Consider the following 12,480-nt stretch of genomic DNA (forward strand, 5'->3'; position numbering starts at 1 on the left):
CTCCACTCCCTCCGTCAGGCTTGTGTCGCAGCCTCGGCTGCGTCCGGTTTCATGTCTGCGCATCGGCCCGGCCCAACGGTCGAGGGCAAGTATTGCAAAGCCTCGCAAACAGAAAACTGACAGGCGGCATCCGCACCACAATCGCCGCTGAAAACGCGCCAACTACTGCACACAAGTGCTACGCAGGCCGCTCTCAATAGCGCTCGACGGCGGCAATCATGCGCTGCGGCGGTTCGTATTCGCTGGGCCAGAAGTCGCGGATCTCGGTGATCTGCCCGTCCTTCAGTTCGAAGAAGGAGATGCCGGTTTCACTGCCGCGCGCGGTCAGAAAATCGATCACCGTCACCGCACCACGCTCATCGACGATGCAGCGCGTCAGCTCGGCCCGCCAGGCCTCGGGCCAGCTGCGAAAGAACTCGACGAAGTGCTCGCGCCCACGGATGCGCTCGCGCGTTTGCGGCACCAGGTAGACCACATCGGGGCTGAGCAAGGCCTCAAAGGCCGGCCAATCGCCGTCATTGGCCGTGCGCCAAAACTGTTCGATCAGGTCTCGGTGTGTGCTGCAAAGCGTGAGGTCCATGGCAAAAGTCTCTGTGCTGAAGCCAGCGCATGATACTGGATGCAATCACAGCTCATGCTCCAGGCGGATCAAGGCCAGCAAGAGCCCCATGCCCACGAGCAAGACCGCCGCGGTCAGCCACAGCGCGCCGTGAAACGAGCCGCTGGATTGAACCCAGAGACCGCTGAGCGCCGGCGCGCCCACCTGCGCCAGACCATAGCCCAGGGTCAGGCGCGCCATGGCCTTGCCCGGGTTGGCTGGAGATCGGCGCCCCACCAGGGCCAGGGTCAGGCTGACGATGCCGATGAAGGTGGCGCCGTAGAGCAAGGCGCCGCCCAGGGCCGCCCACAAGCCCCCGTGCAAAGCCGGCAGCAGCACGCCGATGACCTGCAGGCCAAAGGCCAGCAGCAAGGCCTTGAGCTCGCCCAGGCGACGTGCCACCCGGTCCCAGGCGAACACCGCAGGCACGGCAGCCAGGCCCACCAGCAGCCAGGCCCAGGGCCCTTGGCCAGCCAGCAAAGGCTGGCGCTCGACGATGGCCACGGTGAAGGTGGCGTTGATGACAAAGCCCCAGCCGGCGCAGAAATACATCAGCCCCATCAGCCAGAGCCAACGCCGAGAAGGCAGCTCGGCCTGCACGGCCGCCGCCACCGGCGCGGGCGGCACCGGCGGCCGCCAGGCCCAGGCGGGCGCCAGCGCCAGCAGGCCGGCAAAGGCAAAGCCCTGCCACTGCAGCGCCCAATCCAGCGGCGCCATGGCCATGGCCCCCAGGGCCGAGACCACGATGCCCAGGCCCAGGCCCATGAAATGCAAGCCCAACTCGGGCCGCCGCCCCTGGCGCATCAGCCAGCCCAGCACCAGGCCCGATCCCAGCAACATGCCGGCCGCACCGCACAAGCCACCCAGATAGCGCGAGGCCGCCCACAACCAGACATTGGGCGCCAGGCCCATGGCCAGGGTCACCAGCAGGCTCAGGCACAGGCCGATGCTGTAGAGCCGGTGGCGCAGACGCCCGTCCTCCAGGCGCGCCGCCAGCAAGGCACCACTCATATAACCGAGGTAATTGATGGCGGCCAACCAGCCGGCCGCAGCATCGCTGAGCCCCGCCTGCGCCTGCATCAGCGGCAGCAAGGGCGTGTAGGCGAAACGGGCCAGGCCGACAGTCAGCACCAGGCCGCAGATGCCGCCGATGATGACCTGGGCCGGCCGCAGCTCCGCCATGACGGGCGGCAGGGTCGGTGGAGCGGCGTTCATGGCCGAAGGGTAAACGAGATGCAGCGTCGCTCTTGTGCGCTCTTGTGTTTTGCGGCGGCGGGCGCATGTGCAGAGCCACACTGCCTCCCGCCACCATGCCCAGCTCCACCTCCGCCCTGACCCTGCTGCTCACCCTGGCCGCCGCACTGGGCCTGATGGTCTGGCTGATGGCCGCCCCCTGGCTGCAGCGCCGCCGCCGCGCGCGCCTGCGGGCGCAGGCGTTCCCGCAGGCCTGGCGCCGCATCTTGCGCCGTCGCTTTCCGCTGCTGCAGCGCCTGCCGGCCGATCTGCAGCTGCGGCTCAAGCAGGAGATGCAGGTCTTTCTGGCCGAGAAACCCATCATCGGCTGCGGCGGCCTCACGGTCACGGACGAGATGCGCGTGACCATTGCCGCCCAGGCCTGCCTGCCCCTGCTGGGCGCGCACCGCGGCTACTACCCCCAGCTCAAGCAGATCCTGCTCTACCCGGGCGCCTTTGTGGTCGACCGCCTGCACCAGGCGCCGGGCCTGGCCGAGGTGCAGATGGAGCAGCGCCGGGCCCTGGCGGGTGAGAGCTGGGTGCAGGGTCAGGTCTTGCTATCCTGGCAGGACGTGCTGGCCGGCGCCATGGACCCGAGCGATGGCCGCAATGTGGTGATCCACGAGTTTGCCCACCAGCTGGATCAGGCCAAGGGCTATGCCAACGGCGCGCCCCTGCTGGGCAGCACCGCGGCCTACCGCCGCTGGTCACGGGTGATGCAGAACGAATTTGATGCGCTGCGCCAGCGTCTGGCCTGGGGTGAACAGGACGGCCTGATCGACGCCTACGGCGCCACCGATCCGGCCGAATTCTTTGCCGTCACCAGCGAGCTGTTCTTCGAGCGGCCGGGCGAGCTGGCCCAGGCGCACCCGGCGCTGTACGGACAGCTGAGCAGCTTCTACAAGCTCAACCCGCTGAGCTGGCACTGAGCCTGCAAGGCGGGCTCAGAAGCCCAGCGAAGCCAGCAGGTCGTCCACATCGTCCTGCTGCAAGGCCTTGTCGGGCGTTTGCACGCCGGCCAGGGTTTGGGCGTCGGCCGGGACGTCGCTGGCGGGCGGGTCGAAATCGGCCAGCAGATGTTCGAGCGGCTTCTCGGCCCGCTCCAGCATGCCGATCACCTTGTTGATGACCTGGCCGGACAAATCCTGGAAGCCCTGGGCCATCATGATTTCGGTGTGCAGAGACTTTTCGCGCTCGGCAAAACCGGCGGCGGTGGCGGCATAGGCCGCGCAGAGCTTGAGCATGGCGCGGGCGCGCTCGACGCTGAGCTCGGGGGCGGCGGCCATGCGGCTCAGAGAGTCGGACAGGTCATGGCCCTGGCGGCGCACCTGCTCGGCGTTCTCCTGGGCGGTGTCGACCAGGCCCAGCACCGTGGTGGCGGCCTGCTCGGTCATCTGTCGCACATAAGCCAGGCGCTCGCAGGCGTCGGGCAGTTCCTGCACCACCTTCTGCAGCACCACTGCGGGATGCTCCGCGCCGTGGTAGCCCGGCTGCTGATGCATGGAGGTCTGCGCCTCCGAACCTACAACTGACATGCAGCGACTCCCTAGACCCTTGAATGCCGCCGATGGGCGACGTGCGCACATCACCTTTTCGGCAGCGCGGTCGGAAATATTAGCCCCAAGCCTTGCCGACGCCCAGCGCTCCTCGCAATTCCGCACGGTGTCGGCAAAAAGATGCCGAAATCTGCAAATTTGACGGCCGCGGCTGCCGCATCAACCCCACAAATCCAGGGGCGGCTCCCGGCTCAGGCCGCGCAGGATGTCGCTGCGCGAGATGAAGCCGACCAGCTCGCCGGACTCATCCAGCACCGGCAAGCCCGGCAGGCGCAGATCGAGCAAGGCCTGCGCCACCTCACGGATGGGCGTGTCGGGCCGGGCCGCGGGTACCGGGCTCCACATCACCTCGCCCACCGGCCGGCTGAACCAGCGCGCCCAGGCGGCGGCATCCTGAATATCCCGCGGCACCGGCAGCAAATCGGCGCGCAGCAGCAGGCCGACCAGGCGCTGCTGCGGGTTCAGCACCGGCGCCTGGCCCACGCGGGCCTCGGCCAGCAGATCCAGGCCCTGGGCCACGCTGGCCATCACCGGCACGGTGATCAATTTGCGGCTCATCAGCTGCTCGGTCAAAGTCAGGGGCTGACGAGCCCCCGCACCCGAGGCGGCAGGCTGGGCTTGCTGCTGGGCCTCGGAATAGGCTGCCAGCGCGCCCTGCCGGCCGGCCTTGCGCCCCGGCATCCCGGGTGCGCTCAGGTCGCGCTGCAGGCTGGGCTCCTGATCACGGTGCACCGGCTCGACCGCGCGCAAGCGCGCCACCGCCTGCACCGGGCCCAGCTCGCGCAGCCCTTCGAGCGAGCCGCTGAAGATGCGTCCGTTGAGGCCGTAGACGGTGAGCATGGTGGCGAAAGCTCGAGGGTGTGGGTTCAGTCACGCGGCACGGCCGGCGGCAGCGCAGCCTGGCCTCCCGGCAGCAGGCTGCTCATATCGGCCAGCTCCACCCGGTTGCGGCCGCCCTGCTTGGCGCGGTACATGGCGGCATCGGCCGCAGCGACCAGGCCGTCCACCGTGTGCGCGCCGCTGATCACGCCGCCCGCCACACCGATGCTGATGGTGACGGAAATGCTGTGTGCCCCCCATTGCGTGGGCGAGGCCTCCACCGCCTGGCGCAGCGCCTCGGCCAGGGTGGTGGCGCCCTCCAGATGGGTGTCGGGCAGCATGAGCAAGAACTCCTCACCGCCGAAACGGCCGATCTGGTCTTGCGCACGCAGACGGCTTTGCAGGGTACGGGCCACGCCGCGCAGCACGGCATCGCCGGCCTGATGGCCGTAGCCATCGTTGACGCGCTTGAAGTGATCGATGTCCAGCATCAGCACGCTCAGGTATTGGCCCTGCCGCTGGGCGCGCGAGACCGCCATGTGCAGCTGGTCGCTGATGGCGCGGCGGTTGGACAGGCCGGTCAACATGTCCTTCATCGCCAGCTCGAAATTGCGCTGCTCGGCCCGCTCCATGGTCATGTAGACGAAACCCAGCGAGATGCTGATCACCGCGCACAAGGCCACCACGAAAACCATGGTCAGCCAGAGCCGCCCGGCCTCGTCGTTATTGCTGCTCATCCAGCCCATGGCCGCGGCCAGGGCGCGCAGCAGCAGCGAGCTCAGCAGGGCAAAGAAGGCCGTCAACAGGATGTAGCGGCCACGCCCCGGGCGCGGCAGGCGCGGGTCCAGCAAGGCGCGCAGGATGAAACCGATCTGCAGCGAGAACACCAAGGAGCCCGCCACCACGCGCGCGGCGTACTGCTCCATGAGCACGGTGTAGAGCAAGACAATGGCAAGCACCGGCAAGACCAGCTGCAGTTGCACCCAGACGGGCGGGCCGGCATTTGCATCCAGGCCATCGAAACGGCGCATGGCCAAGAGCATCAGCGAGAGCGCAACGCCGTAGGCCACATTGCCGGCCACCACCAAACTCGGCGAAGGCACGACATTGAGCACGGCAAAGATCACATGGCTGGCCGCATAGGCCACCAGGGCCAGGCCCCAGGCCCAGAGCGCATCACGCGCGGGCTTGCCCCAGGCCATGAAGCTGACCCAGCCGGCCATCAACAAGGCCACCAGCGTCACCACAGCGAACAGGGTCGGGACATCCAAACGCATGCCGGATTCTAGGAGCCGCCCGCGCCCGGACGGCACAAGAAATTAGCACGACTGCAACAGCTGCAGCTGACGGCGCAGCAGGGCCAGCAGAGCCTCGGGCTGACGGCCGGCTTCAGCGGCCAGATCCAGCTGGCGGCTCAGCAATGCGCGGTAAAACGCCGCATGCTCGGCGCCCAGTCCCTCCAGGGCCTGCAGATGGGCGGTCAACACGCCGGCATCGCCGCGCGCCACCGGGCCCGAAAGCGCGCCAGCCAGACCGCGCGATTCGGCCGCGTCCAGCGTGCCGCGCGCCAGCGGCAGCAGGGCGGCCAGGGCAGCCTCCGGCGGCAGGCCGATGGCGGCCCAGACCTGGCGCGCTTCGGCCAACACCGCGAGCAGGCTGCTGGCGGCCAGATTGGCCGCCGCGTGGTAGGCCGCCCGGGTGCCGGGGCGCAGTGACAGCGGCTTCAGCCCCAAGGCTGCGGCCAAGTCGTGCAGGCGCGCGCTCAAGGCCGCATCGTTGGCTTCGATGCCCACCGTGCTGCCTGCGAGCAAGGCTGCCGCACGTGCGGGGTCGGAAAAAATCTGCAGCGGGTGGAAACCGCCGATGCGCGCGCCGAGCGCTTCAGCTGGCGCCAGGGCCGCCAGCTCGGTGGCGCCGCTGCAGTGCAGCACCGCCTGACCCGAACGCCAGGGCAGGCGGGCGGCGACCGAGGCGATGGCGTCGTCGGCCACGGTCAGCAGCACCAGATCGGCCGAATGCACCGCCGCCTCGGGCGCCAGCGCCTGACAGCCCGGCAGGTGCAGGGCCAGGTCTTGCGCGGCGCCAGGCTGGCGGCTGGCCACGGCCACCACCCGCTGGCCGGCCGCCGCCCAGGCCGGGGCCAGGGTGCGCGCCAGCCGGCCTGCGCCGATGAAGGCGATGCGCTCGAACATGAAGGCGTTCAGCGGCTCGCTGCTGCCAAGCTCAGGCCCGCTCAGGGCTTGACGAATTTGAGCGTCATGCGATCGCTCTCGCCGATGGCTTCATAACGGGCGCGGTCCTTGTCCTTGAGGCCGAAGGTCGGCGGCAGGGACCAGACGCCGCCTTCGTGGTCGGCCGTGTCCTTGGGGTTGGCATTGATCTCGGAGCTGGCGGCCAACTTGAAGCCGGCCTTCTCGGCCAACTGGATCACATAGGCCTGGTGCACATAACCGCTGGAGGCCTTGGCATCCTGGGCCTGCGCGACCGGGCGGCGGTGCTCGACCACACCAAACACGCCGCCGGGCTTGAGCGCCGCGAAGGCGCTGTTGAACACGGCCTGCGCCTTGCCCTCACCCGCCGAGATCCAGTTGTGGACATTGCGGAAGGTCAGCACCAGATCGGCCGAACCCGGCTTGGCGTAATCGAACTTGCCCGCGCCCGGCGCGAACACCGTCACCTGCACCTTGTCGTACACGGCCGGCAGGGCTTCGAGCTTGGCTTTCATGCGGGCGGCGCTGCGCTGGAAATACGGCACCTCGGAAGCCGGGTCGTCGCCGGCCAGGATCAGCTGCCCTTTGTCACGCAGATAGGGCGCCAGAATCTCGGTGTACCAACCGCCGCCGGGCGAGAGCTCCACCACGGTCTGGGTCGGCTTGATGCCGAAGAAGCTCAGGGTCTCGTAAGGATGGCGGGCACCGTCGCGAGCCACGTTGGCCGGCGTGCGGTGGCTGCCGGCAATGGCGGCCTTCAGCGCCGCATCTTCTTTGGCAACAGCGTCTGTCGCCGCGTGGGCAGGCGCGGCGGCCAGAAACATGGCGGCACTGGTCGCCAGCGCCAGGCGCAGGCTCAGAGACAAGGGGCGGGTCATCGTCATGGCAGGTCTTCCAGGTCAGCGGTGAACACGGGTTTGGGGTGATGCGCGGCGACCGCCACAGAGCCATCCAAACAGCTGACGCCCGCGCAATGAACGAGCGAAGGGATGCTTGAGTGAATGGGCCGTGTCCAGCGAAACCGCAGGGTGAGGCCTTGCCCCGCCTTGATGATCGCTTGCGGTACGTCCGCGCTGCCGGCGAGAGTATGGCCGCAAGCGCAAATCCATGCCGGAAGGCATGGCGACCGGCCAGCGCCCCCCCCTGACTGAGGCATGCGCGGCAGCGCTTTCAGGATCGCATGCGCTGAAGCACTCGGTTACAGTGTCGCGCGATTCGCACAAACCAGCCGCAAGAAACCCTCGCTCCCGCAGTTCACGCGGCGGGAAAAGCTCAAGCCAAGAACCCGCCATGTCCACGCCGCCCGCCTGCCCCCAATGCACGCTCGAAAACACCTACACCGACGGTGCGCAATTCATCTGCCCCGACTGTGGCTTTGAATGGTCGTCCGAGGCCCCGTCCGCCGACGAGCCCGGCGAGGCCGCCAAAGTGGTGCGCGACGCCAACGGCCAGGTTCTGGTCGATGGCGACAGCGTCATCCTGATCAAGGACTTGAAGGTGAAAGGCTCGTCCATCACCCTGAAAAAAGGCAGCAAGGCCAAGGGCATCCGCCTCGTTGATGGCGACCACGATGTCGATTGCAAGATCGACGGCGTGAGCCTGATGCTCAAGTCCGAATTCCTGAAAAAGGCCTGATTCACCAAAACCCCTGCCAGCCCCGACCGGCGAGGAGCACTGAACCCCGCAGTTTGTAGTCAGTCCCCCCTCCACCACCACTCCGCCGACACGAACAGACGGGCGCCCTGTGGGCAGCCCGCTTTCGCAGAATGAAGAATTCGTAGAGAAGAAGTCGATGATGAAGATGAAGACGATGTACACACTGAAGCCGCGCCAGACCCAGCACTCCCGGACCGGCAGCGCCGCGTCACTGCTCGCGCGCCTGAGCTTGCTCCTGTCCCTGGCGCTCCTCGGTGCAGCGCCGGCTGCAGCCCAATCCTCCTCGGGCTCAGCGCCCCACCCCTGGCTGGCCTCCGCGCCACGCTTGGCGCAGCAGACCCATTTCACCAATCTGCAAGACGGCGCCAAGATCGAGACGCCGTTTCTCGTGACCTTCGGCCTGACCGGCATGGGCATTGCGCCCATCACCAAGCCGCAGGGCAAGACCGGCCACCACCACCTCCTGATCAACCGCGACCTGCCGCTGGATTTCAACCAGCCCCTGCCCTTCAACGAGCAGTACATCCACTTTGGCAAAGGCCAGATGGAAACCGTGCTGACGCTGAAACCGGGCGACTACACCCTGCGCCTGGTGCTGGCCGACCACCGCCATGTGCCCAATTTCGTCTACAGCAAGCCGCTGAAGATCACGGTCACCAAGTTCAACGAAGGCATCAAGCCCGACTCCCTGAGCCAGCCCGGCATCAGCCTGCGCGTGGCGGGCAGCGGCGATAAGAGCAACGAAGCGCGCGACGGCAGCCCCGTTCAAGTGCTGTTCCACGCCTCCAAGCTGAACGTCTCGCACCAGGCCCTGCAAGAACCCGGCACCGGCCACTTCCGCCTGAGCATCGCACCCGAGGGCGGCGGCAAGACCGAGGTCCTCAACTTCCCCGGCGGCGAAACCGAAGCCTGGCTCAAGCCGCCCAAAGGCAAATACCAACTCAAGCTCGATTTCGTGGACAACGTGCAGGCCGGCAAGGTGTTGTTCAGTGCCGCGGCGCAGGGGCTGCAGGTGGTGGGGCGCTGAACCCTCAAGGAAGACTGAGGCGCCGTAGGTCTCTTTCAATTCAATGCCGCGCGCCCAACACCCATCATGCTCGACTGGAAAAATCTCAACACCAAGCAGCGGCTTACCGTCCTCCTGTTTTCGCTCTTCCTCGCTTTCACCTGGGCCATCGAGCTGTTTGCAGCCATGGAATCCCGAAGCTTTGATGCAAGAAGCGTACTCGGAGGCGTCGCCATCACCGCTTTCATGCTCGCCACGCTTCTCAATCCCGAGGCCGTACGCGGCCAGGTCGGCGGGCTGAATCCACTGGCAGCACCCAAGGCCTGCAAATGGCTGTATGCCCTGGCGCTCACCTCGCTCATCGCGCGAGCCCTGCCGGCTCTCGCCGCCTGATTCGGCGCTGCTGACTCAGGGCCGGGGGAGCGGACTGCCACGGATGGACGCAGCCCTATCGCCCAGGTCGGGCCGAGTCTTGTAACGCCTCCCCCCGAGAACCGACTCGCACGCCCTCTGCCCCTCGACCACTGACTACAGGATGTAGTCATTCCTCTCGCCCAGGTTTAGCGACAAGTACTCAACAAACTCAAACTGCAAGCCCCTCCCAAGCCATCACGTAGGCGCTCTTGCGAAAGGGGCGGGCGCCGCCCCAGTGGTCAGGGGTGTAGCCGGCAGCGGCAAGCCTTTGCAGCGCCTCGTTCAGCGACGGAACGACGATGCCGATGTGCTTGGTGCCGAGGGCTGAGCTGCGCCAGTCAGGATGCACTCCTTCCCCGCCGGCACTCTGCAGGGCGATGTAGGAGTGCTCGGTCCCGACGTGCAGCCAGCTGATCGTCCGATTGCCAAACCAGTCCAGCCTACCCTCGCCGCGCACGCGCCAGCCGGGCAAAGCACAGAGCAGCAGGTCCTTGACCTCATCGAGATCGTGAACGGTCACGTTGGCGTGCTCCATATAGGCGTGAGACCACGCAGCTGTCTGATCGCGCTCCATGAAAAAGCTCCTTGCTTTCAGTCCTTGATGGTCTTGCTGACCGAGGCCTCGAATCTTGAAAGTTCAAATGCACTTCATGTCAAGTCAGCGCAGCCCATGACGCCAGCGGCAGCACACGCCGCCCTGCAATTTCATCCAATACAAACCCGCCCCGCTTCACCACACTCGCGCTCATGCTGAACAGGCTCAAACCCAGCCGCAGTGCTGGCTGCACAGCGATATGAGACTTCAAGATGAAACGAGATGAGGAGGGTGCGCGCGATGGAAAACGCGGTGTGGATGTCCATGGTGCTGTTTGCCCTGGCGGGCGCGATTTCACCGGGGCCGGTCAATGTGATGGCCTCGGCGGCTGGGGCGGCGCAGGGCTTTGTGCGGGCCATGCCGCTCGTGCTGGGCGCGAGCCTGAGCTATGGCGCGGTGGTCTGGCTGGCGGGCAGCGGCCTGCAGATCAGCCTGGTCGCTCACCCACAGCTGGCGCGGCTGGCGCCCTTGGCGGGCGCGGCCTATTTGCTGCTGCTGGCCTGGCGCATCGCCACAGCGCCGCCCGGTGCGCCGACTGGAGCGCCGACCGGAGCGCTGGCCGAAGAGGCGCCGCCACGGGGCGCAAGCGCCCTGCGAGCCTGGACGCATGGCCTGCTGCAGGGGGCCTTGACCCAAGGCCTGAACCCCAAGGCCTGGCTGGTGGCGCTGTCGGGCGTGGGCCTGTTCGTGCCGAGCGGGCCGGAGGGAGCGCTGCGCCTGCAGCTGTTTTGTGCCATCTCCTTGCTGGTGTGCTGGCTCTCGGTTTCAACCTGGGCGGCGCTGGGCATGTGGATTCGGCGCTGGCTGGCGCGGCCGGCCTACCAACGCGGCTTCAACCGGATGCTGGCAGCCCTGCTGCTACTGACCATTTACGGCATGCTGGCTGGCGGCTGAGGTGGCGGGTCCGGAAGCCGCAGGTGTGAGCCCACTCGCTACCATGCGGCCCATGCCGCTCGCCCACCCGCATCGCTTTGTCCGCCACCAGACACTGCTGCCCCATCTGGAGCTGCGCCTGGCCAACGGCAGTCGCGATTGCTACCAGACCCATACCCATGAGGAATACGCCTTTGGCACCGTCGATGCCGGCGAGGCCCTGTTCCGCCACGGGCGCGGCGAGGAAACCCTCAGCCCCCTGCGTGCCGGCATGACCGTGATGATGGAGCCCGGTCTGGCGCATTCCTGCAACCCCAGCGAAGCGCAGGCCTGGTCCTACCGCATGCTGTATGTCGATGCAAGTTGGCTGCATCGCAGCTTCCTGCCCTTGGGCGGAGAGACAGGCGCCCTGCCGCTGAGTCAGCACGCCAGCGACTCCCGCGAGGTCTACGCGGCCCTGAGCCTGATCTGCGAGGCCCTGGCGGCTCCGTGCCCGCCGGACCCGCTGGAGCTGAACGAGCAGTTGCTGAATTTCGTCGCCGATCATGCCTTGCAGGCGCGAGCGCCTGAGGCCTCGCCGACGCCGCTCGCCGCCGGCGCGTCTGCTTCGGACGATGCCGCCTTGCAAGCCGTGCGCCAGCGGATCGAGACGCAGATGAGCCAGGCCCTGTCACTCGAGGAACTGGCGCAGCTTGGCGGCTGGAGCGAGTTCCAGCTGCTACGCCGCTTCAAGCACGCCTTCGGCCTGACACCGCACGCCTACCAGATCGACCTGCGCCTGAACCGCGCCAAACGCCTGCTCAAGCAAGGCCTGCCCTTGAGCGAGGTGGCTCTGGAGCTCGGTTTCAGCGACCAGTCGCATTTCCAGCGGCATTTCAAGAAACGGCACGCCACCACGCCCGGCAACTACCAGAGCCGCGATTGAGCGACCGAGCTCACCCGACCGGCAACGCTGTCTCGTACTTCACCTCCCGCAGCACCACATTGCTGCGCACGCTGGCCACGCCGGGGACCTTGAAGATCTGGCTTTGCAGAAAGGCGTCGTAGGCCTTCATATCGGGCACGACGACCTTGATCACGTAATCGGCCTCGCCGGTGATGCCGTGGCACTCGATGATTTCTCGGCTGGCCAGGACCAGGCGCTCGAATTGCTCCACCGCACCCTCGCTGTGCCGCACCAGCGAGACATTGGCCAGCACGCAGATATTCAAACCCAGCTTTTCGCGGTCCACCAGGGCCACATGGCGGCGGATCACGCCGCTGTCTTCCAGCTCCTTGATGCGGCGCCAGACCGGTGTGGCAGAGAGGCCCACCTGGTCGGCCAGGGCCTGGGTGCTCTGGCGGCAGTCGGCCTGCAGGGCTTCGAGAATCTGGCGCGTGGCGCGATCGAAACGATCCATCTCCATTTGAGACTCCTTTGAGAGGAATTCTCTCATTCACCGGCTTGACAGCGGCAAACAGAGCAACAAACACTTGGCTCTCTGACGAAAAATCCCCGGCAGCCATCGTTCGTCTCGCGA

General features: G+C 66.9%; 15 protein-coding genes. 6 read left to right on the forward strand and 9 right to left on the reverse strand.

All coding sequences use genetic code 11. The annotated features are described in order from the left end of the window. Nucleotides 1-193: 193 nt before the first annotated feature. Together C1O66_RS11960 and C1O66_RS11965 are read right to left on the reverse strand one after the other, a co-directional pair. The gene (locus tag C1O66_RS11960) at nucleotides 194-580 is read right to left on the reverse strand and encodes a nuclear transport factor 2 family protein (protein ID WP_102768081.1); all 387 of its coding nucleotides are present in this window, start codon (nucleotides 578-580) and stop codon (nucleotides 194-196) included. A 45-nt stretch (nucleotides 581-625) separates the two neighbouring features. Further along, nucleotides 626-1,813 (reverse strand): YbfB/YjiJ family MFS transporter, encoded by a 1,188-nt coding sequence (locus C1O66_RS11965; protein WP_243392778.1) that lies wholly within the window; start codon nucleotides 1,811-1,813, stop codon nucleotides 626-628. 95 nt (nucleotides 1,814-1,908) lie between these two features. Here C1O66_RS11965 and C1O66_RS11970 point away from each other — a divergent pair, with 95 nt between their 5' ends. After that, nucleotides 1,909-2,760 (forward strand): M90 family metallopeptidase, encoded by an 852-nt coding sequence (locus C1O66_RS11970; protein WP_102768083.1) that lies wholly within the window; start codon nucleotides 1,909-1,911, stop codon nucleotides 2,758-2,760. A 15-nt stretch (nucleotides 2,761-2,775) separates the two neighbouring features. Here the strand turns inward: C1O66_RS11970 and C1O66_RS11975 are convergent, their stop codons facing one another. From C1O66_RS11975 to C1O66_RS11995, 5 genes are all read right to left on the reverse strand, one after another. Further along, complete coding sequence (locus C1O66_RS11975; RefSeq protein ID WP_165794577.1) at nucleotides 2,776-3,366, reverse strand: protein phosphatase CheZ; 591 nt, start codon at nucleotides 3,364-3,366, stop codon at nucleotides 2,776-2,778. Nucleotides 3,367-3,546: 180 nt separating this feature from the next. Then, nucleotides 3,547-4,227, reverse strand: a complete 681-nt coding sequence (locus C1O66_RS11980) for a CBS domain-containing protein (RefSeq protein WP_102768085.1) — start codon at nucleotides 4,225-4,227, stop codon at nucleotides 3,547-3,549. A 26-nt stretch (nucleotides 4,228-4,253) separates the two neighbouring features. Further along, nucleotides 4,254-5,483, reverse strand: coding sequence for a GGDEF domain-containing protein (locus C1O66_RS11985; RefSeq protein WP_102768086.1), 1,230 nt, complete (start codon nucleotides 5,481-5,483; stop codon nucleotides 4,254-4,256). 42 nt (nucleotides 5,484-5,525) lie between these two features. Then, entirely contained in the window at nucleotides 5,526-6,398 is an 873-nt protein-coding gene (locus C1O66_RS11990) for a Rossmann-like and DUF2520 domain-containing protein (RefSeq protein WP_102768087.1), read from the reverse strand. Nucleotides 6,399-6,439: 41 nt separating this feature from the next. After that, nucleotides 6,440-7,300 carry a class I SAM-dependent methyltransferase gene (locus tag C1O66_RS11995; protein WP_102768088.1) on the reverse strand — a complete coding sequence of 287 codons (861 nt, stop codon included), beginning with the start codon at nucleotides 7,298-7,300 and terminating at the stop codon, nucleotides 6,440-6,442. Between the two features lie 406 nt (nucleotides 7,301-7,706). On the opposite strand from C1O66_RS11995, the gene C1O66_RS12000 reads away from it, so the two are divergent. The 3 genes from C1O66_RS12000 to C1O66_RS12010 all read left to right on the forward strand — a co-directional run bounded on the left by C1O66_RS12000 (nucleotide 7,707) and on the right by C1O66_RS12010 (nucleotide 9,471). Continuing rightward, on the forward strand, nucleotides 7,707-8,051 hold the full coding sequence (locus tag C1O66_RS12000; protein WP_102768089.1) for a zinc ribbon domain-containing protein YjdM: 345 nt from the start codon (nucleotides 7,707-7,709) through the stop codon (nucleotides 8,049-8,051). A gap of 175 nt (nucleotides 8,052-8,226) precedes the next feature. Then, nucleotides 8,227-9,099, forward strand: a complete 873-nt coding sequence (locus tag C1O66_RS12005; protein ID WP_102769620.1) for a DUF4399 domain-containing protein — start codon at nucleotides 8,227-8,229, stop codon at nucleotides 9,097-9,099. A gap of 66 nt (nucleotides 9,100-9,165) precedes the next feature. Continuing rightward, a complete protein-coding gene (locus C1O66_RS12010; protein ID WP_102768090.1) occupies nucleotides 9,166-9,471 on the forward strand; it encodes a hypothetical protein in 306 nt (101 codons plus the stop codon). Nucleotides 9,472-9,661: 190 nt separating this feature from the next. Here C1O66_RS12010 and C1O66_RS12015 read toward each other — a convergent pair whose 3' ends face one another. Next, nucleotides 9,662-10,066 carry a VOC family protein gene (locus C1O66_RS12015; RefSeq protein ID WP_207795943.1) on the reverse strand — a complete coding sequence of 135 codons (405 nt, stop codon included), beginning with the start codon at nucleotides 10,064-10,066 and terminating at the stop codon, nucleotides 9,662-9,664. A 261-nt stretch (nucleotides 10,067-10,327) separates the two neighbouring features. Here C1O66_RS12015 and C1O66_RS12020 point away from each other — a divergent pair, with 261 nt between their 5' ends. Then, nucleotides 10,328-10,981, forward strand: coding sequence for a LysE family translocator (locus C1O66_RS12020; RefSeq protein ID WP_102768091.1), 654 nt, complete (start codon nucleotides 10,328-10,330; stop codon nucleotides 10,979-10,981). Between the two features lie 25 nt (nucleotides 10,982-11,006). Then, nucleotides 11,007-11,885 (forward strand): AraC family transcriptional regulator, encoded by an 879-nt coding sequence (locus tag C1O66_RS12025; RefSeq protein WP_133155186.1) that lies wholly within the window; start codon nucleotides 11,007-11,009, stop codon nucleotides 11,883-11,885. A 10-nt stretch (nucleotides 11,886-11,895) separates the two neighbouring features. On the opposite strand, the gene C1O66_RS12030 is transcribed toward C1O66_RS12025, so the two are convergent. Beyond that, nucleotides 11,896-12,366, reverse strand: a complete 471-nt coding sequence (locus tag C1O66_RS12030; RefSeq protein WP_102768093.1) for an Lrp/AsnC family transcriptional regulator — start codon at nucleotides 12,364-12,366, stop codon at nucleotides 11,896-11,898. Nucleotides 12,367-12,480 lie beyond the last annotated feature (114 nt).

The organism is Paucibacter aquatile, assembly GCF_002885975.1.
GTDB lineage: Bacteria > Pseudomonadota > Gammaproteobacteria > Burkholderiales > Burkholderiaceae_C > Paucibacter_A > Paucibacter_A aquatilis.